This window comes from Verrucomicrobiota bacterium (assembly GCA_038744685.1).
Lineage (GTDB): Bacteria > Verrucomicrobiota > Verrucomicrobiia > Opitutales > Puniceicoccaceae > Puniceicoccus.
Genome location: JBCDMB010000001.1, coordinates 22,661 through 46,939 on the forward strand (window position 1 = coordinate 22,661; position 24,279 = coordinate 46,939).

The 24,279-nt window shown below is 52.7% G+C and carries 22 protein-coding genes and 1 tRNA gene; 12 read left to right on the top strand and 11 right to left on the bottom strand.

Annotation, left to right across the window (positions count from 1 at the left end; translation table 11 throughout):
* Positions 1–66 precede the first annotated feature (66 nt).
* The 4 genes from AAGJ81_00100 to AAGJ81_00115 all read left to right on the top strand — a co-directional run bounded on the left by AAGJ81_00100 (position 67) and on the right by AAGJ81_00115 (position 2,716).
* Positions 67–885, top strand: a complete 819-nt coding sequence (locus AAGJ81_00100) for an endonuclease/exonuclease/phosphatase family protein (protein MEM0964535.1) — start codon at positions 67–69, stop codon at positions 883–885.
* Between the two features lie 58 nt (positions 886–943).
* Positions 944–1,020: transfer RNA gene (locus tag AAGJ81_00105), tRNA-Pro, on the top strand.
* Positions 1,021–1,158: 138 nt separating this feature from the next.
* Positions 1,159–1,482 (top strand): helix-turn-helix domain-containing protein, encoded by a 324-nt coding sequence (locus AAGJ81_00110; GenBank protein ID MEM0964536.1) that lies wholly within the window; start codon positions 1,159–1,161, stop codon positions 1,480–1,482.
* Entirely contained in the window at positions 1,475–2,716 is a 1,242-nt protein-coding gene (locus tag AAGJ81_00115; protein ID MEM0964537.1) for a HipA domain-containing protein, read from the top strand. Before AAGJ81_00110 ends, AAGJ81_00115 begins: the two co-directional genes overlap by 8 nt.
* 30 nt (positions 2,717–2,746) lie before the next feature.
* Here the strand turns inward: AAGJ81_00115 and AAGJ81_00120 are convergent, their stop codons facing one another.
* On the bottom strand, positions 2,747–5,494 hold the full coding sequence (locus tag AAGJ81_00120) for a DEAD/DEAH box helicase (GenBank protein MEM0964538.1): 2,748 nt from the start codon (positions 5,492–5,494) through the stop codon (positions 2,747–2,749).
* Between the two features lie 434 nt (positions 5,495–5,928).
* Here AAGJ81_00120 and AAGJ81_00125 point away from each other — a divergent pair, with 434 nt between their 5' ends.
* The 4 genes from AAGJ81_00125 (at position 5,929) to AAGJ81_00140 (ending at position 8,028) form a co-directional block, all read left to right on the top strand.
* Positions 5,929–6,168 carry a helix-turn-helix domain-containing protein gene (locus tag AAGJ81_00125; protein ID MEM0964539.1) on the top strand — a complete coding sequence of 80 codons (240 nt, stop codon included), beginning with the start codon at positions 5,929–5,931 and terminating at the stop codon, positions 6,166–6,168.
* Positions 6,165–6,530 carry a HipA N-terminal domain-containing protein gene (locus AAGJ81_00130; GenBank protein MEM0964540.1) on the top strand — a complete coding sequence of 122 codons (366 nt, stop codon included), beginning with the start codon at positions 6,165–6,167 and terminating at the stop codon, positions 6,528–6,530. The genes AAGJ81_00125 and AAGJ81_00130 overlap by 4 nt, the downstream gene beginning before the upstream one ends.
* On the top strand, positions 6,523–7,458 hold the full coding sequence (locus AAGJ81_00135; GenBank protein ID MEM0964541.1) for a HipA domain-containing protein: 936 nt from the start codon (positions 6,523–6,525) through the stop codon (positions 7,456–7,458). The genes AAGJ81_00130 and AAGJ81_00135 overlap by 8 nt, the downstream gene beginning before the upstream one ends.
* Positions 7,459–7,608: 150 nt before the next feature.
* Complete coding sequence (locus AAGJ81_00140; GenBank protein MEM0964542.1) at positions 7,609–8,028, top strand: transposase; 420 nt, start codon at positions 7,609–7,611, stop codon at positions 8,026–8,028.
* Positions 8,029–8,208: 180 nt separating this feature from the next.
* Here AAGJ81_00140 and AAGJ81_00145 read toward each other — a convergent pair whose 3' ends face one another.
* From AAGJ81_00145 to AAGJ81_00160, 4 genes are read right to left on the bottom strand one after another with little or no spacing between them, the layout of a single operon-like run.
* Entirely contained in the window at positions 8,209–9,273 is a 1,065-nt protein-coding gene (locus AAGJ81_00145) for an ROK family protein (GenBank protein ID MEM0964543.1), read from the bottom strand.
* On the bottom strand, positions 9,234–11,033 hold the full coding sequence (locus tag AAGJ81_00150; GenBank protein ID MEM0964544.1) for a mannose-6-phosphate isomerase: 1,800 nt from the start codon (positions 11,031–11,033) through the stop codon (positions 9,234–9,236). Before AAGJ81_00150 ends, AAGJ81_00145 begins: the two co-directional genes overlap by 40 nt.
* Before the next feature lie 3 nt (positions 11,034–11,036).
* Positions 11,037–11,429 carry a phosphomannose isomerase type II C-terminal cupin domain gene (locus tag AAGJ81_00155; protein MEM0964545.1) on the bottom strand — a complete coding sequence of 131 codons (393 nt, stop codon included), beginning with the start codon at positions 11,427–11,429 and terminating at the stop codon, positions 11,037–11,039.
* Between the two features lie 48 nt (positions 11,430–11,477).
* Complete coding sequence (locus AAGJ81_00160; GenBank protein ID MEM0964546.1) at positions 11,478–12,041, bottom strand: glucose-6-phosphate isomerase family protein; 564 nt, start codon at positions 12,039–12,041, stop codon at positions 11,478–11,480.
* A 75-nt stretch (positions 12,042–12,116) separates the two neighbouring features.
* On the opposite strand from AAGJ81_00160, the gene AAGJ81_00165 reads away from it, so the two are divergent.
* Complete coding sequence (locus AAGJ81_00165; protein MEM0964547.1) at positions 12,117–12,878, top strand: DeoR/GlpR family DNA-binding transcription regulator; 762 nt, start codon at positions 12,117–12,119, stop codon at positions 12,876–12,878.
* A 180-nt stretch (positions 12,879–13,058) separates the two neighbouring features.
* On the opposite strand, the gene AAGJ81_00170 is transcribed toward AAGJ81_00165, so the two are convergent.
* Positions 13,059–13,232 carry a hypothetical protein gene (locus AAGJ81_00170; GenBank protein ID MEM0964548.1) on the bottom strand — a complete coding sequence of 58 codons (174 nt, stop codon included), beginning with the start codon at positions 13,230–13,232 and terminating at the stop codon, positions 13,059–13,061.
* Positions 13,233–13,405: 173 nt separating this feature from the next.
* On the opposite strand from AAGJ81_00170, the gene AAGJ81_00175 reads away from it, so the two are divergent.
* Positions 13,406–13,780 (top strand): transposase, encoded by a 375-nt coding sequence (locus tag AAGJ81_00175; protein ID MEM0964549.1) that lies wholly within the window; start codon positions 13,406–13,408, stop codon positions 13,778–13,780.
* On the opposite strand, the gene mqo is transcribed toward AAGJ81_00175, so the two are convergent.
* Genes mqo through AAGJ81_00190 form a run of 3 tightly spaced genes read right to left on the bottom strand, consistent with a single transcriptional unit; the run spans position 13,760 to position 17,534 of the window.
* Complete coding sequence (mqo, locus tag AAGJ81_00180) at positions 13,760–15,265, bottom strand: malate dehydrogenase (quinone) (protein ID MEM0964550.1); 1,506 nt, start codon at positions 15,263–15,265, stop codon at positions 13,760–13,762. The two genes, AAGJ81_00175 and mqo, sit on opposite strands and share 21 nt — an antisense overlap.
* Positions 15,266–15,278: 13 nt before the next feature.
* Complete coding sequence (locus tag AAGJ81_00185; protein ID MEM0964551.1) at positions 15,279–16,760, bottom strand: rhamnulokinase family protein; 1,482 nt, start codon at positions 16,758–16,760, stop codon at positions 15,279–15,281.
* A 12-nt stretch (positions 16,761–16,772) separates the two neighbouring features.
* Positions 16,773–17,534 (bottom strand): DeoR/GlpR family DNA-binding transcription regulator, encoded by a 762-nt coding sequence (locus AAGJ81_00190; GenBank protein MEM0964552.1) that lies wholly within the window; start codon positions 17,532–17,534, stop codon positions 16,773–16,775.
* Positions 17,535–17,645: 111 nt separating this feature from the next.
* Between AAGJ81_00190 and AAGJ81_00195 the strand changes: the two genes are divergently transcribed.
* Entirely contained in the window at positions 17,646–19,841 is a 2,196-nt protein-coding gene (locus AAGJ81_00195; protein ID MEM0964553.1) for a bifunctional rhamnulose-1-phosphate aldolase/short-chain dehydrogenase, read from the top strand.
* A gap of 411 nt (positions 19,842–20,252) precedes the next feature.
* Here AAGJ81_00195 and AAGJ81_00200 read toward each other — a convergent pair whose 3' ends face one another.
* On the bottom strand, positions 20,253–21,131 hold the full coding sequence (locus tag AAGJ81_00200; GenBank protein MEM0964554.1) for an AraC family transcriptional regulator: 879 nt from the start codon (positions 21,129–21,131) through the stop codon (positions 20,253–20,255).
* 127 nt (positions 21,132–21,258) lie between these two features.
* Here AAGJ81_00200 and AAGJ81_00205 point away from each other — a divergent pair, with 127 nt between their 5' ends.
* Complete coding sequence (locus tag AAGJ81_00205; protein ID MEM0964555.1) at positions 21,259–22,497, top strand: L-rhamnose isomerase; 1,239 nt, start codon at positions 21,259–21,261, stop codon at positions 22,495–22,497.
* A 251-nt stretch (positions 22,498–22,748) separates the two neighbouring features.
* Here AAGJ81_00205 and AAGJ81_00210 read toward each other — a convergent pair whose 3' ends face one another.
* A complete protein-coding gene (locus AAGJ81_00210; GenBank protein ID MEM0964556.1) occupies positions 22,749–23,834 on the bottom strand; it encodes a PfkB family carbohydrate kinase in 1,086 nt (361 codons plus the stop codon).
* Between the last annotated feature and the right edge of the window lie 445 nt (positions 23,835–24,279).

Sequence of the window (24,279 nt, forward strand, 5' to 3'; positions counted from 1 at the left end):
AAACACATTTTTCTGCTTATAGTCTTCGGTTCCATCGCAGGCGCAGGGGAAATCCGTGTCGCTTCCATGAATTTACAAAACTATCTCATCATGGACCGGAGGGTAGACAATCGATGGGTGAAGGACTATCCGAAGCCTGAAGTCGAAAAGGCTGCACTGAGAAGAGCGGTTTTAGAAATTAACCCCGATATTCTCGCAGTCCAGGAGATGGGTCCTGGCCTTCTGCTCAGGGAATTTCAGGAGGATTTGGAAAAGGAGGGACAGGTTTTCCCCTATATGATCCTGATGGAGGGAGAAGATGAGGAGCGTCATGTTGCGGTTCTTTCGAAAATCGAGCCACTTGAGGTGATTCCACACAGGGATATGGATTTCCCCTACTTTGGAGAGCGGATGAAAATGAAGCGCGGGCTTCTCGAAGTGGTGTTTCCTCAACAGGAGAATGGAGAGGATTTCTGGAGCTTGTTTGTCGTTCATCTCAAGAGCCGGTTAACGGACAATGATTCAGATCCAGACTCGAGAGAACGCAGGGAAAAGGAGGCGAGGGCGGCTCGTGACCGCATTCTCGAGCAGTTTCCGAACGGGGACGGATATTTTCTAGTGGTCGGAGACTTCAACGATCACCGGGATAGCGCCTCCCTGAGGAGATTCGCCAATCGCGGCGACACACAGATTACACGGATGATCGACGCCTTTGACTCACGCGGCGAAAAGTGGACCTACCACTACGAGAAATTCGACCGTTATGAGCGCGTGGACTTTTTTCTGGCGTCCACTGATTTGTCTCGTTGTGTAAAAGGCGCGGAGGGTAAGATCCTAGACTCTTTCTACTGGCGGGTCGGCACCGATCACCGCCCCATTTTTCTCGATCTGGATTTCGGGCAATGATCCACGGCAGAAGCGGTCTTGCCATACCGCGGGAGGTCTGATTCGGTCCTGCTTCTAACGGGATGTAGCTCAGCCTGGCAGAGCGCTGCGTTCGGGACGCAGAGGTCGCTGGTTCGAATCCAGTCATCCCGACCACGCTGCTGTGAGCGTTGTGCCGTATCTTTGTCTCGTAGCTTTGGAATCGCTGAATCTTATTCGATAGGAGAGGAGAATTGATTATAATGTTTATTAAAATTGACAATATACCTATTTTTGTCGTTTTTTATAAGCATTATGCAGCGTTCAGTGAATTTGCTTCCTCGTCAACGCCGCCAATTCACTCAATTCGGTGAGCGGTTAAAGTTGGCCCGTTTACGTCGCCGCCTTTCGGCTACATTGGTGGCGGAGCGCTCTGGTATCAGTCGGGCGACGTTGCACAAGATAGAATTGGGGGATCCCAATGTGGCAATGGGGAGTTACTTTCAAGTGCTCCGAGTGTTAGGCTTGGAGGCTGATTTCGGACTATTGGCTTTGGATGATCAAATGGGTCGTAAACTTCAGGATTTGGATCTGGTTACAAAGAAAAGGGCTCCTCGGCGAAAGGCCTTAAATGGCTGAGCGACCACCGATCTATGTTTATGCGGATTGGGTGTGGTTGGAGAAGCCCGCCTTGATGGGGGTGATGCATCGCTCCGTGGTGCGTGGGGAGGAGGTGCTTGCATTTGAGTATGAGCAGGAATGGTTGAAGCAGGGAGACGCTATGCTGCTTGATCCTCGTCTGCAATTGGTCCAAGGGCGTCAATATCCCGATGCGTCTAGTGCATTTGGTCTTTTGACTGACTCTGCTCCGGATCGCTGGGGGCGGTTGTTGATTCAGCGTCGAGCAGCCTTAGAGAAAGAGCCAAGGAGTTTGTATGAGTCAGACTATGTGCTCGCAGCTGCTGACACTTGCCGAATGGGCGGTTTACGCTTCAAGTTGGATTTGGATGGCGCTTTTCTCGCCGAAGATGAAGCGCTTTCAGTGCCTCCAATGCATATGCTTCGAGAGTTGGAGCAGGCGTCTCTTAACTTTGAAGCGGCAGATTCGGAAGATCCGCATTATGTGCAATGGCTGCAAATGCTGCTCGCTCCGGGGACTTCTCTCGGAGGTGCGCGACCTAAGGCCAGTGTGCTGGATCCCGAAGGCAATCTGTGGGTGGCAAAGTTCCCTAGCCGCAACGACGAATACGATGTCGGCGCATGGGAGGGCGTGGTCACGCAGCTTGCTCATGGGGCTGGACTCAATGTCGCGTCTGCCAGAGTGGAAAAATTTTCGGGAGCCGGTCATACTTTTCTGAGCCAGCGCTTTGATCGGCAGGGGCAGAGGCGAGTGCATTTTGCTTCGGCAATGTGCCTGTTGGGCTATCAAGATGGGGACGGAGCGAAAACCGGGGCGAGCTATCTGGACTTGGTTGATTTAATCGAGCGCTATGGTGCTAATGTGGAGGCAGATCTTATAGAGTTATGGAAGCGAATCGTGTTTAATATTTGCATACATAACACGGATGATCATCTGCGAAACCATGGTTTTCTGCTTGGGGAATCTGGTTGGAAACTATCACTGGCCTACGATCTCAATCCGCAGCCTTGGGCTGTAGGATTGGCTTTGAATATCGACGAAGTTAGTAATGCCTGCGATCTGGATTTGGCTCGGTCGGTGGGGCATTATTTCCGACTCTCAGAGCGGGAGCAGGATACTTACATCAAGGAGATCCGAGAGGCGGTTGCCGGCTGGGATTCTATCGCAGAGAGGATGGGAATCAGTCGTGGCGAGATAGAGCGAATGCGTGTGGCGTTTGAAAACGAGTGCTAGCTACTTGAATTCGTGGTATGCCGTTTCCGCTTATTCTGTAGCTCCTCGTTGTTGGCTTGATGGCGGCGTCTGGGCCAGCGAAGCGAACCTTGCGAAACTGGCCGCAAGGTTTTGAAGGCTGTCTTCGTCTTGAAGTGTCAATTGCAGTGTTGGACGGCCAGATTCGTCTCGGGTGACACATTGACTGAGCCCTTCCGCAAATTGTTTCTGCAATGCATTTTGTGCTTCGATGGCTTCTTTACTTGTAGGCCTAGGCTGCAGCTTTTCGAGAAATGCGAAGGTGGCGCTGAGCATTTGTCCTCCGCTAGCGGCGAGTTCGCTACGTCGAGTCTGAAGGGCTGCTTCCGTTTCGCGTTGTTGGCTTTCATCAACATTTGCGTGTGGCTCAGATCCGAGGAGCACTTCGAGTCGTCGCTTGAGTTCTTCGATACCGCTTTCCATGTCGACTCGATCAATCTCTGAATTGATATCGATTGCTGCGCTGGCGAGTTCTTTTTTAGCCGAAATCGTATCGAGTAAGCGTTCCTCAAGGGTGTCTTCCGTGACGAGCACGTAGACGTGGACGGGGCGTTTTTGGCCCATGCGGTGCGCACGGGCAATGCGTTGCTCAAGGATAGCGGGGTTCCAGGGAAGATCGACGTTGATGACGGTGTCAGCTGCTTGGAGATTCAGACCCGTCGAGCCTGCATTCGTCATGATAATGAAGCGGCAGTCGCTATCTCCTTGGAAGGTTTTAACGAGCTGCTGCCGCTTCTTCTGAGGCACTTTTCCGTCGAGCCGGACATAGCCTGCTTGAGCTTCGACGAGTTGCTCTTCGATGAGATCGAGCATCTGCGTCCACTCGGAGAAAACGACGACTTTACGCTCGGGCTCTGCGGTCAACTGTTCGATCAGCTCTTTGAGTTTCTCGAGCTTTGATGAGTGGCCAGGGCGTTGCTTGTCTACGAGTGTGGTGCTGTCCGCTGCCATGCGGCACATGAGCAGTGCCTTTTGCAGGCGGATGAAATCCATCTCAGTGAGATAGTTTTTCCGGGTGATGGCTGCCACGGTTTGCGCATGGACGGCATGAAGTTCCGCTTGCTCCTCTTTTGCGGGGATACGCACGATTTGGGTGGTGCGAGGGGGAAGCTCGCCTAGGACTTCGGCGCGTGTGCGACGGAGAAGAATCGGGGCGATGCGCTTACGCAGCTGATCCAGATTTTCGATGGCGGTAACGCGGCCGTCTTCGTTGACTGATCGATGCTGATTGAAAAAGCGATAGGCTGGGCCGAGGCGCTGGTCGTCGATAAATTCAACGACTGAGTAGAGCTCATCGATGCGGTTTTCCATTGGTGTGCCGCTGAGCACGAGCGCAAAGGTGGAGCGCAGTGCTTTGATAATTCGGCTGGTTTTTGCCTCCCAGTTTTTGATGCGTTGGCCTTCGTCGAGTATGATGAGGTCCCATTTGCAGGACTCGACGCTTAGAATGTCGCGCATGATTTGCTCGTAGTTGCAAATCGTGAAAAAGGCTTCGCTCGCGTATTGCTGAGGTCGTTCGGCTGCGGAGCCCAGAATCTGGCGTGCGCTCAGATCAGAAAAGCGTCCGATCTCGGTCAGCCACTGTGATTTGAGCGAGGCTGGGCAAATGATGAGGACTTTCTTGATATTGGCCTCTGCTTTGAGGTAAGCGGCTGTGCCAATACCCTGAATGGTTTTACCGAGACCCATGTCATCGGCAAGGATGGCGCGGCAAGCTCCGGCGGCAAAGGCGATACCGTCCAACTGATAGGGGAGTAGTTCGGTTTTTAGAAGGGATTTTCGAAGAGGGTGCTCTTCAGGGTTTTCGCGGATGATGGCGGCCTTTGTTTCGAGATGGTCGCGCAGTAAGATCGCCTGAATCCACTCTTCCGCATCAGGGTAGATGCGTACTTCATGTCCGTCGGCTTCAATTTGGCGAATTAGTTCAATCAGACGGCGAACGGCTTCGGGTGCTGCCGGATTGGGAAGTGAGGCGTATGCTTTGAGCCGAGTCCGTGTTTTGGTGAATAGCTTTGGTTTTTCAGGACGGAGTAGGCGAGGGGTGATGGTTTCTCCGTAGTCGAGAGCCACGGCAAACTCATGCTGAACATAGGGTTCAGCAAGTTGTTCGGCAGAAAATTTTCGACGGACGTAGGCCTTTAGCTTGATGAGGTGTTTACAGGTGCCGAGCTGGTTCGTCTTGAAATCGCGGCAACTGCAATAGGCATCGCCGGGCTCAAAGCTGCGAAGCGCGGCGCGGTAGGTTTTGCCGGATTGGTAATTGTAGATGGTGTAGTCAGTCCACGGGGTGCTCGGGTCTTGACTGGTGATTTTCATCCGCTCCTCTCTCGCTCGCTTTTCACGCTGGACGAGGGCATAGGCCCTGAGCGCTTTTGGATCGAGTGTTTCAAATGCGGGTTCTTCACCCGGAGGAATGGAGAGGCCAAGTTCGAGTTTGTTTTCCAAGATTAGGCCGATTACAGCACCTTTGAGTTCGCTCTCCTGTTCGCAATGAGTGCAGGTGATTTGGAGCCGGTTACGTTTGTGCTCCGAGAGGTCGAGCGTGACGACCGCAGTTCGTGTTCCGCCGATTGCTTCTGGAAAGCGTATCTGTATGCGTTTGCGCCCCAGTTTCACCTGTTGTGAGATATTGATCTCGTATTGACGCCCTTCGCTAAGCAGGCGCTTCGCATCTTGGCCGAGTAATTTTTCGGCGCGCTTCAGATTGAGGCGAGAAAGATGATCGTGAAGTGTGAGTTTCTTTGAGGGCTTTGTTGGCATATTGCTTCGAAGTATTTTCCCTGATCTACCGACGACAATAGCAAAGCGATACTTCAAGGATTTAGGGACTTCGATCTCCTGGTTTATATACGTAAAGCTCTTCTTATGAGAGGCTTGTGTTGTTTTAGGCTGGTGTTTGAGCTTTGCCTGTTGGGGAAGTAGGAATCATATTTGAGTCCTGAGGTTCGACCAACCTTCAATAATGCCTCTCTGGTAGTGTAAACAGATACCCTCTCGGATTTGCCATTGAGGTAGGTTATCCCATTTCGATTAATTTTGCCTGATATAGCAGGCGAAACTGGCTGGATATTAGGAAAAATAGCCTCGATTCCTAATTTATCTAGAAATATGCATGTAATAACATGCAATATACTTGATAAATTTAGATCTTCTTAGATTCTGATACGGAGTTAACCCAGTAAGCCTGAAATACCATGCGCGCTTCAGATATAGGATCGCTGATCGTTTTCCATAGAAAGAAAGCCGGTCTGACGCAAATTGAGCTCGCCAAGTTGGCTGGAGTGAGTCGCTTCGTGGTGCAGGATATTGAGGCTGGAACAGGTAGGACTACTTGGAGAAACTTGGAGTCTGTGCTTAGTTCCCTTAATCTTGAACTGGAGCCGAACGGGCCACTTGTTGAGGAATGGAAATCTCGGAGAAGGGCTTCTGAATGAGTGCGGATGAAAGGTCTATCGGGCGCCGTGCTGAGGTCTACCAACAGGGGCAACTCGCTGGGTATTTGGAAGAGGAGGGTGATGATTCGTGGCGGTTTTCTTATCTGCCGAACTACGTTGGATTGGCTGTTTCCTTGACGATGCCTAAGCAGACACAGCCTTATCTATTCAAAACCTTCCCACCGTTGTTTGATGGCCTCTTGCCGGAAGGCCTTCAACTGGAAGCTTTGCTGCGCATCCACAAGCTCGATCGTTACGACCTTTTTGGCCAATTGATGATTGTTGGCGAGGATCTGGTTGGCTCCCTTTCGGTCCGTCCAGCTAAAGAGTCGTCTGAAGAGGAGGCTGGCCATCATGACTAGTTGTCCGATCACTTTGGAGCCCGCACCCAAAGGGAAGCTGTATTCGGAAGCGGGTCTGAAGATGATGCATCCTCGGTTGGCGGGTCTGCACGCATTGGAATATTCTGCAGAAGAGCAGATCAAGCAGGCTCGTATGCGTGCGGACAAGATGTCGATACAAGGAGTTCAGCCGAAACTTTCAGCGGTTCTGCGAATTAGTAAGCAATCGATCGAATTGGTTGATAGCGCAGGGAAGTTTATTCTCAAACCCAACCCACCGACTTTTGAGGAAGTTCCCGCCAACGAAGCACTCACAATGAGGATGGCTGCCACAGCAGGTATCGATGTTCCTGCTCACGGTCTTCTTCGGGCGGTAGACGATAGTTGGGTCTATTTTGTGAAGCGCTATGACCGGGTAGGACGCTCGGAGAGGGTGCATGTTGAAGACTTCGCCCAACTGATTGGTGCGAATCGAGATACAAAGTATGATAGTTCATTGGAAAGGGTCGCTGAGCTGGTCGAAAGATTCTGTACATTCCCGGCGCTCGAGAAGCCCAAGTTGGCTAAGCGCTTACTCTTCTGTTTCCTTACGGGAAACGAGGACATGCATTTGAAGAATTTTTCGCTGTGGCATCGCGGTGGAGTCGTGTCGCTGGCACCAGGCTATGATTTTTTAAATTCCACTTTGGTCTTGGGTGGAGCCAAAGAGGAGAGTGCTTTGCCTATTAGCGGCAAAAAGAAGCATCTGACGCGGAAGCTGTGGCTGAGTTATTTTTGCAACGAGAGGTTGGGTCTCAGCGAAAACCAAATTGAGACCATTCTGAACGGATTGAGTGCAGCACTTCCCAAGTGGAGAGAGTTGCTCGGTAGTAGCTATCTTTCAGAAGGGGCCAAAGAAGGCTACAGAGAGATTCTGGAGCAAAGGGTTGATCGCTTGAAACTAAGTTAGATTCGAGGGTTCACTTTACCTTTATTACGGATTGGTTCGCGCATTTTGAAAAGGTATATCGGTGCTCATCCCTGCCTTGCGATTTTCTCTCGGTATTAATCCTGTTCATTTCGGAATCATCATGATTGGGGCCTTGCTACTGATCACCTTTTGGGCTCCATTAAGTATGGCTCTGCCAAATTTATTGAAGTAGGCGGTTTTGATCAGGGCGCACTTTTGCTTCGCGAGCTGGAGTTACGCACCGGAACGATCCGGGCACTGGCTGGTTGCTTCCGCGACGAACGCGATCCAGATCTGATCGAACACAGCGTAGAGGAGTTGCTGCGCCAGCGCAGCGGAGCCTTGGCGATCAGATACGAAGATTTGAACTACCACGACAGCCTGCGCCACGATCCGCCTGAAGCTCTTCAAAATCGCCGCCATAGTGAAACCAGCCTCCGGCTATCCGTTTCGAGTCGCCTCAGGGGTGCCCCGATCAGGATGATTTCGCACGGGTCTGGAAAAATCTTCAGGCTTGGCCTTAGTAGCAAGACCGAGGCCCTACGACCTCCTACAAATCCACCTCTCTAAAATACATCCACCCTGCTTTGCCTTGCCCATCCATCAGGGAAAACTTATTTTCGAGGTCAAAGTCAGCCGAAATCAGGTCCGAATATTCACAAATCAACACCCTCTTCATTCCCCGAGGATCATGGCCGACCTTCCTTAGTGAGAATCAGCAAATACTACACCCCTTGTGAACAATGAGGGCTAAGCGAAACTACGGGCCAGTAGAGCTGCTCCGATGGCCTGCGAGAGTTCGCCTAATCGTGCTTCGTGAAAATGGAGTTGTTCAACAGAACTCCAGCTTACCTCTTCAGCGGTCTTCCGAATTGTATCTATATATTGAATACGAAACCGTGGTGTCGTCGACTCTGGATCCATCAGCCCACCGCCGATGATGATGTGAGTGGGGTCGTAGGCCATTGCACCCGTTGCTACTGCATAACCCATTGCACGCGCCTGAATGTTGAAGACGTCAAGAGCGAGCGCATCGCCTTGTTGGGCAAGTCCACGCAGCTGCAGTGATTCCTTTTTGGTGATCGTATCCAGCGATGCAAAAGGGTGGTCGGGATGATCCGGCAGGCAGGCCTGAATCAGATGCGGAAGCCCGGCAATCGCGGTGTAGACTTCAAAGCAGCCCCATGTGCGGCCACAGCCGCAGGGAAACGCGGGGAGGCCGAGTGCAGCATGAGGGGCGGGCATGTGCGCTAGAATCGCTGCGGCGTTGTTATCGCCTTCGAGGAGCCTGCCATCTGCATGGACGAAGGCGCAGCCGAGACCCGAACCGGGCGCAAGCATGAGCACCGAACCGGGCGTTTCTGCCTGAATTGGGCGCGCCTCACCGAGGCCGGCGAGCTGCCCGTCGTTGGCCGTGGTGACGGGGATGGCGCGACCTGCATTCGCTTGAATCGCGGCTGTCAAATCATCGAGAAAGCGCCAGCCCTCAAGTGAGTGAGGTAGGTTGGCCTGTTTCCCAAGGACTCCGTAGCTGAGATAAGGCCCCGGGATGGCAAGACCTACACCCGCTACCCGAGACCAGTCGAGAGACTGCTCTTTGATAAAGCCTTCTGCATTGGCAACCCAACCCTCGATGATCGCCCCGGCACCTTCTTCGCCACGTGTAGGCCGTTGCCTTAGCTCCCGGGTGATCGGGGTGTCGTCGGTATCAATGGCTCCGACCTTTGTGGTGGTCGCACCACAGTCGATGCCGAGGTAGATGGAAGGGGAGTCGCTCATGCGCGGATACGGATGAAGGCCTTCAGCGTGGCGCATTCCTTGCCCTCGCTTTTGCCGTAGGGCCGAATGGTATAGGCACCCACAGCGGCGGGGACAATAAAAGTTTCGGCGTAGTGAACGATAAAGGGCTCGAAGGCACCCGTCGGGCTTTCGACAATCGCTTCGATGCCTTCGACGAGGTTGAGCACGTTGACGCTGTGGCCCCCGGAATCGTGTTCGACACTCTTGGTGAACCAGTGGCGGCGCGTTTCGATAAACTCGCTTTCGTAGAGGCCGGTGTGTTCCTCGCGCCAGCCGTCGCCCTCGGCTACGAGGATCTTGCGGTTGACCAGATGTTTGGCGGCCCAGGTCTTGTTGCGCTCCCACTTGATGTTGACTGTGCCGCGCTCGAGGTTGATCGGGCGGGGCAGTCCGTTGAGGTCGACACGGTCCCAATCCCACATCTTGAAGGTAAAGATGTAGGGCGTGTGGCTAATCTCCAGGACCATGCTTTCGGAGCCGGAGCAGTGGCAGGTGCCCGCAGGGATGAGGAAGTGGTCGTGCTTCTTCGCGGGGAAACGCGCTACGTGTTCTTTATCAGGGAAGGGCTTGCTGGGGTCTTCGGATGCGGTCTTGAGGTCGGCGAGCATCGCTTCGGGGTCGACATCGTCGGCGAGGCCAAGATAGACCTCGGCGTTTTCTCCGGCATCAAGGATGTAGTAGCTTTCGTCCTGCGTGTAGCGCAGGCCGAAGTGCTCGTAAGCGTAGTCCACTGTGGGGTGCACCTGAAGACTTAGGTTCTGACCCTCCATCGTGTCGAGGAAGTCGAAGCGAATCGGGAAATCGGCGCCGAACATCCCATGGACGGGCTCTCCGAGTAGTGCATCGGGATGACGGAATACGAGATTGATTGATGGGATCTCCACGCGCGTTTCACCAAAACCGAGGAGGAGACTGTTTTCTTCCGGCACGCAGTCGAAGCACCATGCGTAGTTCGGCTTGTCCTTCGGGAGCTGGCAGATCTCGCGCATCCACTGACCACCCCAAACGCCAGGGTCGAAAAAAGGAACTACACGGAACGGTTGCTTGGTGGCCTGTTCAAGGCCAGCGCGGAAGGCGTCACCCGTAATGAGCTTTGGTTCGCCCTCGGCACAGGTGTCAAGCAGGTAGTCCCACTGATCGAAAGTCGCGCGCTTGAGTTTGTCGCAGGCGCGCCAGTCGATGAAGAAGCTGCGCTTGTATTGTAGAGAAGCCTTGAGTTCTTTGTTGTCGACGCCGAGATTGCTGATTTTATTGTCGCGTTGACGGACTTGCGCCTCCCAGCGAGCCATGTCTGCGTAGACGACAAGATCGGGTGCTTCGCAACAGAGCAGCGCGGCAGGGCCGTAGATGACAGTCATTCCTGTATTCGACCTTTGAATACCTTTTTGAATTTTCTCAACTTTGCCCGCATCAAGGTAGTCCTTCAGGCTCAGGCGTGTGATGCGACCGAAAATAGGATCGTCACCGCCGAGTTCGGGTGCGAGCAAGTCGTCGATCTCCTCCGGTGCCTTAAAGGAGTCCTTTTCAGTGCCGATCCAGATGTCTGCTTGCAACGCTGCTTGCAGAGCGGGAACGACCTCTTCTTCGATAATGCCGGAGTAGCACTCGATCGCGACGACGACCTTGTTCTTACCCAGAGCGTCGATGGAGCGTTTCAGCTCCGTGCCAATGCTGGACCAATCTGTCCAGCACTGTCTCTCGTATCCTTTGACAGGAATGTAGGGCTTGAGGTCATAGTTGGCCTCACCCATGCCGAGTTTTTGTAAGTAGCTCATGGCTCATTCTCCTTTATCGGGGCGGGCAAAATCGTCTTCATAGCGCTCGATATCGGATTGCTGCCAGTTCCCGAATGCGACTTCGAGCACACGGCATGGCGTGTCGCCGACGCAGGAGAGTCTGTGCTTTTCGTTAGCGGGAATCCAAATCTCTTCCCATGGTTGGCACTCGCGGATTTTATCGCCCACCTGCACTTGTGCGCCGGCATCCATCACGATCCAAAGCTCAGCTCGACCGGTGTGACTTTGAAGCGATAGACGCATACCTGGTTTTACCTCCATGAGGCTAACGGTGCAGTCTTCATTAAAGGCGTATTGTTTGAATTGCCCCCAAGGGCGGACGACGTGATCCGGCTCGGGCTTCTCGGCGGGGAAGGGTTTGGTGACGTAGTTCATGAAATGTGGAAGGTTGAAGGTGGGAAAGTCTGACGGTCTCGTGGGAAGTTAGCGGTCCTTGAGGGTTGGTTCGCCGTTTTCTTCTACGAGGACCTTGAGAAAGTTGCGCTTGGCGATGAGACCGTAGTCGTGCCCTGCGTTGGCAGGGTAGACGCCAAAGTAGGTGAGTGGCGCATCTCCCGTGTTCATCGTGCGGTGAGCGGTGTAGCCCGGCACGTAGACAACGGAGCCTTCGCCGAGCGGTTCGAGGCGGGACTCGCCAGTCTTCTCGTCTTCAAGCAACATGTAGCCCGCGCCGGAGAGGCCAATGTAGACCTCGGCTGCTTCGCGGGTGCTGTGTAGGTGGCCTTTGGTCAGATAGTATTCGTTGCCGATCTTACCTGGATAGAGAATGCCGAGGCCGTAGTGTAGGTCGCCGTTGCCTTTGGCTGGTTCGATTGCGGTGACTCGATAGAGTAGGCTGTCTTCTTTCTCCAGAGCTGCCTCGAAGGCTGCTTCATCCGCGAAACATCCTTTGAGTTGACTGAGAGTGCGTTCGACGACTTGGCCTCCGTTCATTTCGGCAGTCGATCCGTTGTAGTATCGGGCGAGTTCCTTGAATTGTTCAAGCATGCGAACGACTGTTGACAGGCAGTTGTTGGAAATCGAGAGTATTTAACAAACATAACATAACTACTTATTTATAACATGGCTGATTATGCCCACGAACGCCATCGGCGAATTCTAGAGTTTTTAAAAATGCAGGGGGAAATTCGTTGTGCCGATTTAGAGGTGTCGCTTGGCGTGACGCCGATGACGGTCTGGCGAGACCTGAAGTTGCTTGAAGAACGAGGGCAACTGCGCCGCGTCCGCGGAGGAGCAATGGCAAATACGGTGGCCGATGAACTGGACTACACGGCAAAGTCGGATCGAGCACGTGCGGCGAAACAACGTATTGCCAGTTATGTAGCGGCCAACTGTATTGATGAGGGGGATATACTCATTCTCGATGGCGGGACAACGATCGCATCGCTCAGAGACCAAGCCCTTCCAGGAGGGTTGACCATCCTCACCAATAGTTTACCTGTTGCGCAGGCCTTGCTGCCTCATGTCTCAAGACCGACCGTCTATGTTTCAGGTGGTTTGCTCCGTCCGGAGTCGGGAACAATGGTTGGACGTGAGGCAGCTACTTTCTTCAGTCGTCGGCGGGCGGCAAAGTTTCTACTCACGGCGACGGCGGTCGATGTTGGAGCAGGAGTTACAGATCCGAACCCGCAGGAAATTGAAGTGAAGCAGGCTATGGCCTCGCGAGCTGAGAAGATCATTTTGCTGAGCGATACTTCAAAGTTCGGAGAGGTTTCGCATATGCAAACCCTACCTTGGCGACGTATTGATCATTTGATTACAAATCGTGAGCATATGCTGACAAAAGCTATGCGAGCAAAGGGGCTAAACGTTTCAATCGCATAGTGCTGTGTGGGTCTAGTCCTTTGCAAATATGGTGATGTTTGCGTTGCTGTTGCCCAATAGTTCTTTTACTCGCTCAAGGGCATTGCGGGTCGATACGTTTGGCTGATCAGGATGCCATTGGTGGAAATTAGCTTCGCCAAGTTCTTTGAGTAAGCCAGAGTTTTGAAAGACAAGTTCGACTTATTCATGGGCTCCGCTGATGATGACGTCTCGGTTACGACTGGGTGCAAAGCGTATGAGGTCGCGCATCGCCATGGTTGCAGTGCCGTCGAGGTACCGTGCATTACGTGTGCGGAGAATAATGATCCATATCTCAGGGTGTTCGACGAGGTTGCACATCTGTTCAAGGAGCATTTCGCTTGAGGCGAAGAATATTGATCAGCTCTCAGAATAGATCATAAGTTGGTACAAGGAGTGCCTAGGATGATTGCATTGAAAATCGAGACACAAGAACCCTTAGCCCAGAGGCTCAAGAAGAGATAGGCCGGCAGGCAATCTGTGGCCTGAAGGAGGGTAAAAGCCAAACCTTGGTCGCGAAGGAAGTTGGAGTGCATCAGCCCACGTTGAATCGCTGGTGGAAGCGCTATCATTCGAGTCTGATCAGTGCGGTAAACAAGCATGGCAAGATGGATTGGATTCCTCTGACCAAAACCTTCGACTCGGACATTTTTCTGAGGTTCCTGCGCCAAATGATCAAGTTCCTCAAGCGAAAGGTCTATCTGGTAGTCGATAACCTCAGAGTCCATCACAGCAAAGCCATCAAAGGCTGGCTCGAAAAGAACAAGCACCGCATCGAACAGATCTTCATGCCCTCCTACAGTCCCGAACTCAACCCGGACGAGTATTTGAACACTATCCCAAGAGAACCGTCACCATCTGGATCAGGAAACCAGCTGGAGTGATTTCGTGGCCTCTCTATTCAGCTTTTTTTGGCGCTCTGCCATTGCCGGTTCGACGAGTGATTCATCGTAGCTTGGGATCATGGCCTTCATGCGTTCGTGGCCATTCGTTTCGCAAAGCCGATCTGCGAAGCACTTGCGAACGATTTCGAGAATGATGTGGGTCGAAACGGAGGCTCCGGGCGAGGCCCCGAGTAAGGCGGATAGGCTGCGGTCGGCATGGGTCAAAACCTCGGTGCCGAAGTGAACAATGCCGGCGTCTCCGTCTTCCTTCTTGATGGCCTGCACGCGGATGCCAGCGTCGATCAGTTTCCAGTCCTCGGCCTTCGCGCTAGGATAGAAGTTTCGGAGCTCGCCGAGGCGCGTCTCCATGCTCTGTGTGCCCTGCTGAACCAGATAGCGCACGAGTGGAATATTGTGCAGGCCCACCTTGATGAGTGAACCGATATTGTCCGGGCGGATGGAGCGGGGCAGGTCGAAGACGGTGCCCTTTTCATGGAGGAACTTTGTGGTCCACGCCGCATACGGTCCGAAGAGGAGTGCGTTCTTGCCGCCGATGATCCGAGTGTCGAGGTGGGGCACGGCCATGGTCGGTGCGGCTCCGGGCGACATGCCATAGACTTTGGCGTTGTGCTGCTCGATCAGTTCCGGGCTTTCGGAAATGAGCCACTGACCGCCAATGGGAAAGCCTCCAAAGCCCTTTGCTTCAGGGATGCGGGACTTTTGCAGGAGCGGCAAGCTGCCTCCACCGGCGCCGATAAACACAAATTTTGTAGAGTTGGTGAAGCTTCGGCCTGTTTCGAGGTCTTTGATCGAAACCTTCCAGTGGCCATTTTGCTTCGTCAAATCAGTGACGCGGTGGAGCGTGGCAAAGCCACAGCCCTCTTGCTTGCCGAGCCATTCGATAAGACCGCTTGCAAGTGCACCAAAGTTGACATCGGTTCCGTTGGGCATGCGGGTCATGGCCACAGGTTGACCGGGATCGCGGCCGTCGAGAATGAGCGGTGCCCACCTACGGATCTTTTCACGGTCCTCCGAGTATTCCATCTCGCTAAAGAAATGGTGAGCGGACATTTGGCGGTGGCGGGAGCGCAGGAAGTCGACCTGCTCCTGCCCATAGACAAAGCTTAGGTGGGGAACGGGATTTACGAAATCCTGTGGTCTTTTGATCATTCCCTTCCGCACGGCGTAGCCCCAAAACTGAAGGGAGTGCTCAAACTGGTGGAAAATCTCGATTGCTTTGGCGACATTGACTTCCCCATCTGCTCCGTAATCCGGCGTGTAGCTGAGCTCGCACAGTCCGGCGTGTCCGGTGCCTGCGTTGTGCCAGCCGTTGGATGCCTCGTCTGCGAGACCCTTGGTGCATTCGTAAAGCTGGATCCGAAGGCTGGGGTCGAGTTCCTTGAGAACTGCGCCGAGAGTAGCTGACATGATGCCACTCCCGATCAGGATAACATCCGGGTTTTCAATGTGGGTTCCGCTTTTCATTCTCTGGTTTCAATCAATGGATCGAAGTTTGCAGAAATTTCTCCTTTGCCTCATGCCAGACCTCTGGGTCAGACGGTTCATAGGTTTCCAAGAGGGATGAGTTGAGGACAATCTGTCGCCCTTCGGAGATGTCGTTTATAGAGCCGTCACTAAGCATTTGCACGAGGATGTTTCCCAGTCCGGTTGCTTCGACCGGGCAGGCGTCGACCTTCGTTCCGATAGCATTGGCAGCAAATTGATTGAGGAGCTTATCCTGACACCCACCGCCGACGATGTGTAGCGTCGTAGGCGGCTTTTTAGTGTAGTTCATCAGCTTATCCCAAACCTCCGCGTAGCGAAGGGCGAGGCTCTCATAAACACAACGGATGATTTGGCCCTTCGTCTCAGGAACGGGTTGGTTGGTCTCTTCGCAGTATTGCTGGATTTTCTCTGGCATACGACCAGCTTCTGCGAACCGTTCGTCGTCTGGATCGATCAATGACCTGAAGGCAGGTGCGTCGGCGGCGAGTAAGGCCATCTTACTGTAAGGAATATCTTCGCCCTCAATCTTCCAATAGGATTTCGACTCTTGGATTAGCCAAAGGCCACAGATGTTTTTAAGGAAACGGATCTTTTTTCCGACTCCAACCTCGTTCGTAAACGAGTCGGAGAAGGACTCATCACTAATAATCGGTTCGGGCAGCTCCAGCCCCATCAAAGACCAGGTGCCACTACTGAGGTAGGCAGGGGTCTCTGCCTGACTTGGAATGGCGGCGACCGCGCTTGCGGTATCGTGTCCGGCAACCGTGACGACCTTCACATTTTGTAAGCCCGTGTTTGCGGCAACATAGTCCGTAAGCTCTCCAAGGACGTCGCCCGGATCACTGAGTGTTTTGAAAAGCCGACTTGGGATGCCAAGTTTCTCGATCAAATTGTGGTCCCAATCGCCGGTCTTCGGGTTGTAGAGTTGAGAGGTGCTGGCAATACTACGCTCTTGGGTCTTATTGCCTGTCAGCCAGTAGCCGAGTAAGTCAGGCGTAAAAAGAAGATCCTCAGCGGCATCTATTGAAGGGTTTTTGAACTCCACTTCCGAAAGGATTTGGTAGAGCGAATTGAAAGACATGAACTGGACGCCAGTCGCATCGTAGATGGCTTTGTTGCCAACGATCTGGTCGGCGCGATCCATCATTCCATCGGTCCGGCTGTCTCTATATTGGTAGGGTAGACCGAGGAGACGGCCATTCTTGTCGATTAGCCCGTAGTCAACGCCCCATGAGTCGATGCCGATGCTGACGACGGCATCCCCAAAACGCTCGCCTGCGAGCGTGAGTCCTTCGAGGATACGTTGATGTAAATTCGTTATGTTCCAGTGCCAGCCTGTTGGTAGCTGAACCGGAGTATTTTCGAAGCGGTTGAGCTCATGGAGCTCTATTCGTTTGCCATCGAACTCGCCTGCGAGAACACGTCCGCTGCCGGCGCCAAGATCAACTGCGAGATAGACTTTGTTTAAACTCATTTGGTGGAACGCTTATTCTGCGAGCGTCACGGAGCAGCCGGCTGCGACGAGTTCGCGAACAAGGGAGGGATCGGCCTCGTTGTCAGTGATGATTTTTGAGATCTGATCGATCCCCGCGAAAAAGTACTCCGACCGCTCGCTCAACTTTGTTGAGTCAACCAAGAGGATGACCTTGTCGGCAAAACGTACGAGGCGTTCTTTGAAGGTGGCCTGTTGCTCGAAACCTTCGCTGGCCCCACGGGTAGCGTCAAAACCGATACAGGAGATGAAGGCGGTGTTAATGTTGTGCCGACGAAGGGTATCGATGCTATCTCCGCCAACGAAAGTGTGGGTTTTTGGGTGATAGCGTCCGCCGGTGCAAATTACCTCGATTTGTTCATGGCCGATAAGCTGGTCGACCACAGCAAAGGCGTTGGTCACAACTCGGAAAGGGTCATCGGGTAGGGCACAGACCAATTCAAAGACCGTCGTGCTGCTGTCGAAAGCATAGGTCAGGCCCGGCTGGATGAGCTTCGAAGCTGAACGGGCGATCCTCCGTTTATTCTCTACGTTGATAGATCGCCGCTCTGTGAAGGACTGCAATTTGGGTCGCCCACTCAAACTACTGGCTCCGCCGTGGATACGCGCCAGTCGACCACTGTCGGCCAGATTCTGCAGGTCCCTTCGAATGGTCTCGTCGGTTACCTCGAATTCTTCGGCGAGATCGATCGTCCGAACGGTGCCGCGTTCTTCCAGAAGGTTGAGAATTTGTTGATGTCGCTCTTGGGCTAACATACGGAGTTTGTTTGGATAAATTTGGTTTATTGCAATAAATTTGTTGACTAATATGGAAAATATTTGGTTTTGATCAAAAAGATCAAATATTCAAAAAGAAATCCACGGATTATGAGTGAATCATCAGGATATATACATGCTAGTTACCTCTGGAATGACACCGATGCTGACAAGCTCACGCCCGTCGAACGTTTGGTTTACCGTTCAAACATTCTCGGCACGGATCAGCGAATTACCAACACGGGTGGTGGTAACACGTCCTCAAAAATTGCAGAAACGGACCCGCTCACCGGCGAGAAGGTTGAGGTTCTTTGGGTAAAAGGCTCAGGTGGTGACCTTCGAACTTCAAAGAAGGCCAACTTCTCTTCGCTTTATCAGGAGAAGCTGATCGCTCTTCAGAATATCTATGCCGAGACAACGCCAAATGGAGTGAAGACACCCATTGAAGATGCGATGGTCGGAATGTATCCGCACACAACCTTCAACCTGAATCCGCGCCCCTCGTCGATCGATACACCGCTCCATAGTTTTATTGGCGCGAAGCACGTCGACCACATGCACCCGATTTCCTTTATAGCGATCGCCGCATGCAAAAACTCCGAAGCACTGACCAAAGAAATCTACGGAGATCAATTGGATTACCTCCCATGGCAACGACCGGGTTTCGATCTTGGTCTAAAGATGCAGGCGATCTTCGAGAGCAACAAAGCCGCTGTTGGAATTAACATGGGGCAGCACGGCCTGATCAACTGGGCTGATGATGACAAGGCCTGCTATGAGCTAACGCTTGAGCTCATCGAGAAGGCCGGTCGATTTATTGATTCGAAGGACAAGGGAGCGAAGACCTTTAGCGGTCAAAAATACAGCTCAATCGATGAGGATCGCGCGAAAGATTTGACCTTGGAGTTGCTGCCATTCTTGCGTGGAAATGTCTCCCAGCAGAGACGTTTCATCGCGACCGTTCACCGCGACGCCGCCGTTCTAGAATTTGTAAACTCGGCAGATGCTCCGCGCTTGGCTGAAATTGGCACTTCCTGTCCAGATCACTTTTTGCGCACCAAGATCAAGCCACTCTTTATCGATTGGGATCCACAGTCCGGAGACCTTGAGAAACTGAAGGAGCTACTTCTCGATGGTCTAAAAGAATACCGAGCCGACTACTCAGCCTACTACGAGAGTTGCAAGCACGACGATTCTCCAGCTATGCGCGACCCGAACCCGACTGTGATCCTGATTCCAGGTCTCGGCCTCATTTCTTTTGGTAAAAACAAATCCGAGTCGCGCGTGACTGCTGAGTTCTACAATTGCGCTATTGGCGTTATGCGTGGAGCGGAGGCGATTGATGAGTACATTGGTCTTCCACGACAGGAGGCCTTCGATATCGAGTACTGGCTCCTTGAGGAGGCGAAGCTCCAGCGCATGCCAAAAGAGAAGGAATTTGCGAGCAAGGTTGTCATCGTCGCAGGAGCTGGCTCTGGAATTGGTCGCGAGACGGCTCTCCGCTTCGCAGAGGATGGAGCCCACGTGGTATGCGCCGACCTAAATCTTGATGCTGCGCAGGAAACTGCCGATGCGATCCTCGAAAAAACCGGTCTCGGAATCGGTGTCGCTGGCACCGGTCTGTCCAATTGTGGAAACGCGATCGCCTGCAAAATCGATATTACGGACCCAACGAGTATCGAGGCCTGTTACGCTGATACGGTTTACGCTTTTGGAGGCATCGATGTGCTGGCGCTAACAGCTGGTATCTTCCTCGCTCCGAATGTGGACGGTAGATTTAGCGTCGACCAGTGGGAGACCGTTTTCCGCATTAATTCCTTCGGACCCTACCTCGTGGCTGATTCTGCGCGGGAGATATTTGAGGCTCAAGGCCCACACATGAAAAGTTCAGTTGTGATTACAACTTCGGTCAATGCGGTTGTTCCAAAGAAGGGATCTGTCGCCTACGACTCATCAAAGGCAGCGGCTAACCATATCATCCGAGAGCTCGCTGTGGAGCTCTCTCCCTATGCTCGGGTGAACGGCATCGCGCCAGCTACAGTCGTTAAGGGTTCGCTAATGTTTCCACGGGATCGGGTCATGGCATCGCTAAAGAAATACAATATCGATTACACCGATTCGGAAGAGACCGAGGACCTTCGCAATAAACTTGCGAGGTTCTATGCGTCACGAACTTTGACGAATGAACCGATAACGCCGGAGGATCAGGCCGAAGCGATTCACTTCATGGCCAGCGACCGGGCTTCCAAGACCACTGGGCATGTCATGATCGTTGATGGTGGCCTGCATGAAGCATTTCTCCGCTAGACCGAGTTTGAGTGCGAAGAAGGCACACTCGAAAAACTTGTCGAACTCTCATTTTATTTCCCATCCAAAGTACTGGTTGTTTTTGAACCCCAAAAGCGTTCGAGCGACTCTCGCGCACTTGCAGCGGGCGGTTCTCTACGCAGTTTCGAGGCCGAGCATGGGAAAGCGTCCAAAGTTACCCTACTGGAAAATTATGGCACGCACATTCCCAGTCAATCCGACCTCGAAGTAATCAACACCAAGGTGATGTTCGAAAAATGGGCGAGGATACTTGTCGCTAACGTAGCTTTCGGAGGCGCTCGAAAGTTGTCCGAGGCCGATGCCGACCGAATCGAAAGTTGCTTGAACGAAGCTCACAGAAGAAGGTGCTTGCTAGATTCCGGTTCGGGCGCTGAGTGGGTAAATCACGATTCAGATTATCGATGAATCCTGCGAGGGTGGACGCCCGAAGTGTTTCTTGTAGGCCCGCGAAAAATAGTAGACGGAAGAGTAACCCAAAAGGTCGGCTACAGAACTAACGTTGTGCCTACCTCCGCTCAAGAGTTCCCGTCCACGGGTCAGCTTCATGACGTTCTCGAACTCACGAGGGGCGTGCCCCGTTTCGCTTTGAAAAATTCGTCTGAATCGCGAATAGGAAAGGCCGATTTCGGTGGCCAAATGAGTAAAATCAGTCCTCTTGCTGAGGTCCGATAAGATCGCGGCTTTAGCCGAGACAATGATTTCACGCCGCCGGCTCTGTTGGCTGTTTTTGGCGATTCGGCTGCGGCGCAAGAGGGCGATTTGTTGGGGAATCAAGCTGGCTGCCACCTGTTCGGAACCTGGATCGACGTTGTTCAGGTAGTCGTATTGCTTCTGGAAAATCTCATTCATTTCGCTACTTCCAGCACTTGGGTAGATTGGGTGGCTGCGAGGAAGAAATTCCTGCACGAGCCGAAGAGCCTCCCGCCCTTGGAAACCGACCCAGCGCTCCTTCCATCCGGTCCCAGGATCAGGCCTGTAGCGATGCCACTCGCCGGGGAAGAGAACAAAAGCGTCGCCCGCACCGAGGCGAGTAGTCCTCTGGGAGCGGGATTGAAATTGCCCCGTTCCACTGGTAAGGAGAACGATCTGGCACTCCATCAACGTTCTCCGCCCGTCTGCGCCGAAAAGGTAGGCCTGAGGGTGTTTCTCTGGTGGGTAGGAGACTCCGGGCTCTACGCTTTGCGCTCCTGCATCGACAATCTGCCAGCCCCATTTTTCTACTTCGGGGTCGGCGGCAAGATAACGGTTGTTGGAGGATTTTTCCCGCATATCATTCTGATTACATCAATTGCAGCCAAATTGTGCAAACACTGTTCCGAAAAGTGCATTTATCGAAATCGAGATAGCGGGTAGAGTATGGTGTCCAGACAGTTCCTACTCTAAAACTAAGACTACCATGTTTGATCACGCTTGTGAAAAGTACGCTGCGCTCGGCGTTGACGTCGAGAGCGCCCTCGAAACTTTAGCCCGCACCCCGATTTCCCTGCACTGTTGGCAGGGCGACGATGTTGGTGGCTTTGAGGGAAATAATACCGTGCTCGGTAGCGGGCTCGCTGTAACCGGAAATTATCCCGGCAAGGCCCGCTCAATTTCTGAACTGAAACAGGATCTTGAAGAAGTGCTCTCCTTACTACCGGGAAAGCATCGTTTGAACCTGCACGCAATTTATGGCGATTTCGGTGGCCAGCGGGTCGACCGCGATGCGATCGAAGTGAAGTACTTTCAGGGCTGGATCGAATGGGCAAAGGCGCAGGGTATCGGTATGGATTTCAACCCGTCCTGCTTTTCGCATCCGAGAGCAGATGATGGTCTTACGCTAAGTAGCCCGGATCGAGGGACGCGGGATTTTTGGATCGAGCACTGTTTGCGCTCACGGGCGATTGGTGCGGAAATTGGCAAGCAGTTGGGGAGTCCCTGCGTCACCAATGTTTGGATACCAGATGGCATGAAGGATTTGCCTACAGACCGGCTGAGCTATCGGCAGCGACTCGAACTTAGTTTGGATACCGTCTTTGCGGAACCGCTGAATTCGAACCACAACATTGATGCGGTTGAGTCGAAGCTCTTCGGTATTGGATCAGAGAGTTTTGTTGTGGGGTCGCATGAATTCTATCTGGGTTATTCTGCGAAGAACCAGACAGCACTTTGTCTCGATGCCGGGCACTTTCATCCGACGGAGAGCATTGCCGACAAGATCTCGTCGGTGCTCATGTATGTGCCGGAACTGCTTCTCCATGTTTCTCGTGGGGTACGTTGGGACAGTGATCATGTCGTGTTGCTCGACGATCCGACTCAGGCGATCATGCAGGAGCTGGTTCGCTGCGATGCGCTTCCTCGCACGCATATCGGCTTGGATTTCTTCGACGCTTCAATCAACCGTATCGCGGCTTGGGCAATCGGCACTCGTTCGGCGCAAAAGGCATTACTAATGGCCCTTCTGGAGCCAGTTGAAGATTTGAAAGGAGCCGAGCTAGTGGGAGATTACACGACGCGCCTAGCCCTCTTAGAGCAATGCAAGTCGATGCCTTGGGCTTTCGTTTGGGATGAATTCTGTAAACGCAGCGACGTGCCTAGCGAGACCGACCTTATGAACGATATCAAGAGCTACGAAGGCGAGGTTCTGGCAAAGCGTTGAATTTGAGAGCCGTTCACGACACAAAGGATGGTGTTCACGGGCTTCAGCCGGCTACATACCAAGCCGACGTCAGCCTTCGCTGAAGAGCTACGGCGAGACAAGTGCGCTGCTTACATTTTTGTTTCCCACCCGACAGGTCAACCTATCCGCGAAGTGCTCTGTAAAGCGCAGTGTCATCAACCTCCTGATCGGTGAACTACATCTTAGAGTGAGTACATTCTGGAATAAGCAGATCCTCAATTCGTTTCAGTTCACTTATCGCTTGCCATTTCAATTTGGGCAATGAGTTCCTCCTTGTTTGGCGGACGAGCGTGGGTAACGAAAAAGGCCGTAGTAGCGTTTGCTATGACAAGGCGTTCCTTGATCGAGAGATCTCCTAGAGAGGCGCAGAGATATCCACCGTTGAAACTGTCTCCCGCACCTGCGGTTCGGACAACCTTTGTCTGAGTATCCTGCACAACAAATGCCTCTTCACCAGTGGAGCTCGACGCGGCTGCAAAGGTGGGGGTGTGAACGATGACTTCATCAATTTCAATAGCCTCACGGACCCTCAAGAGCGCTGAGTTGACTGCTGCAGGATTCTCGCCCGGATCTCGCACGTCGAAAACACGAAACAGCTCACCAGCTTCATGCTCATTCGCGCTCAGCGTCATGGGAATTCCTATATTTAGCTCTCGGATGAGCTCCAGACTTTCGGCTAAGGATTCGGCAGATTTCTTCCCTATATCCGCGAAGTCGAAGAACATGCGCTTCGGTGGTCTAGCGGTTTCGCTCAGATTGATGAAACCACTTAGCAAGTTATCAAAGTCTGGGGTGAGTGACCAGTAACCAAGCCCAAGGATATCAACGCTGGAAAAGAGTTTCTTGAGAGTCTCTTCTCCGAGTCTTTCGACCACGTCATCCCAAGTCAGGTTAGCAACTGTCTTGAGGTCGCTCATCAGAACTTTGCCGTCGTTGAATTCGAAAGCAATCGTAAGAGCTGGGTCACCGAGCGACACCAATTCGCAGATATCGTCGAAAAAGGCGAACGCGGGGTCGATCTTGTCTTGGCCGAATAGACCAAGAAGGGTAGGCCTGATGCCAAGCAATCCGGCTACTCGACCTGTATTGATTACAAAACCGCCCTCACAGCGACGCTTGTGCACAATTTCTAGTCCTACTCCTCCTTCGGCTCGCGAAACGATCAACTCGCCGAATAATCTTAGCTTTTCCATAGCGGAGAAATCGCTGACACTCTGGCGCTGCTGAACGACTTGATACACTTCGTCGATGAAACCGTCGCAGCCAAGGAGAACCTTGCCGTCAAGGTTTTCAATGTAAGAGGAGTAGTTTTGCATCAGATAGTCCTTCTTTAATTTGGAATTATACCTCCAAGTATATTTCAATTGGTGGTTAGTGTTGTTCTACTTTGAATTGATTCTGGAGGTCAGCAATTCCAGACTTTAGCATTTGAATGGAGTCTTGGTCGGCTAGTTTCATGACCGTTAGAGAAGTTCGGTATGCTCCTTCTCATTAACGCTGCATCCCTCGCCCTAGTGGATGTGGTAGGGGAACTGGTCTACAGCTGGTGGGGGAACTAGTCTTCCTAGCCGCAAAAAGTCTCTCGTCCAAGTCCAATCCCACTAAATCCTCTGGTTCGACAGTGAGTGTTTGTCAGTTCTGACCATAGTGTTTACCGTTGGACAGGCTAAAGGACGGGCTGCCGTGGGCGCGGGTTTTCTTGCTTTCATGAACGAGCTGAGCCTTGCGATTTTCTTCAAGTTGCGGAATCATCTCGCCTGA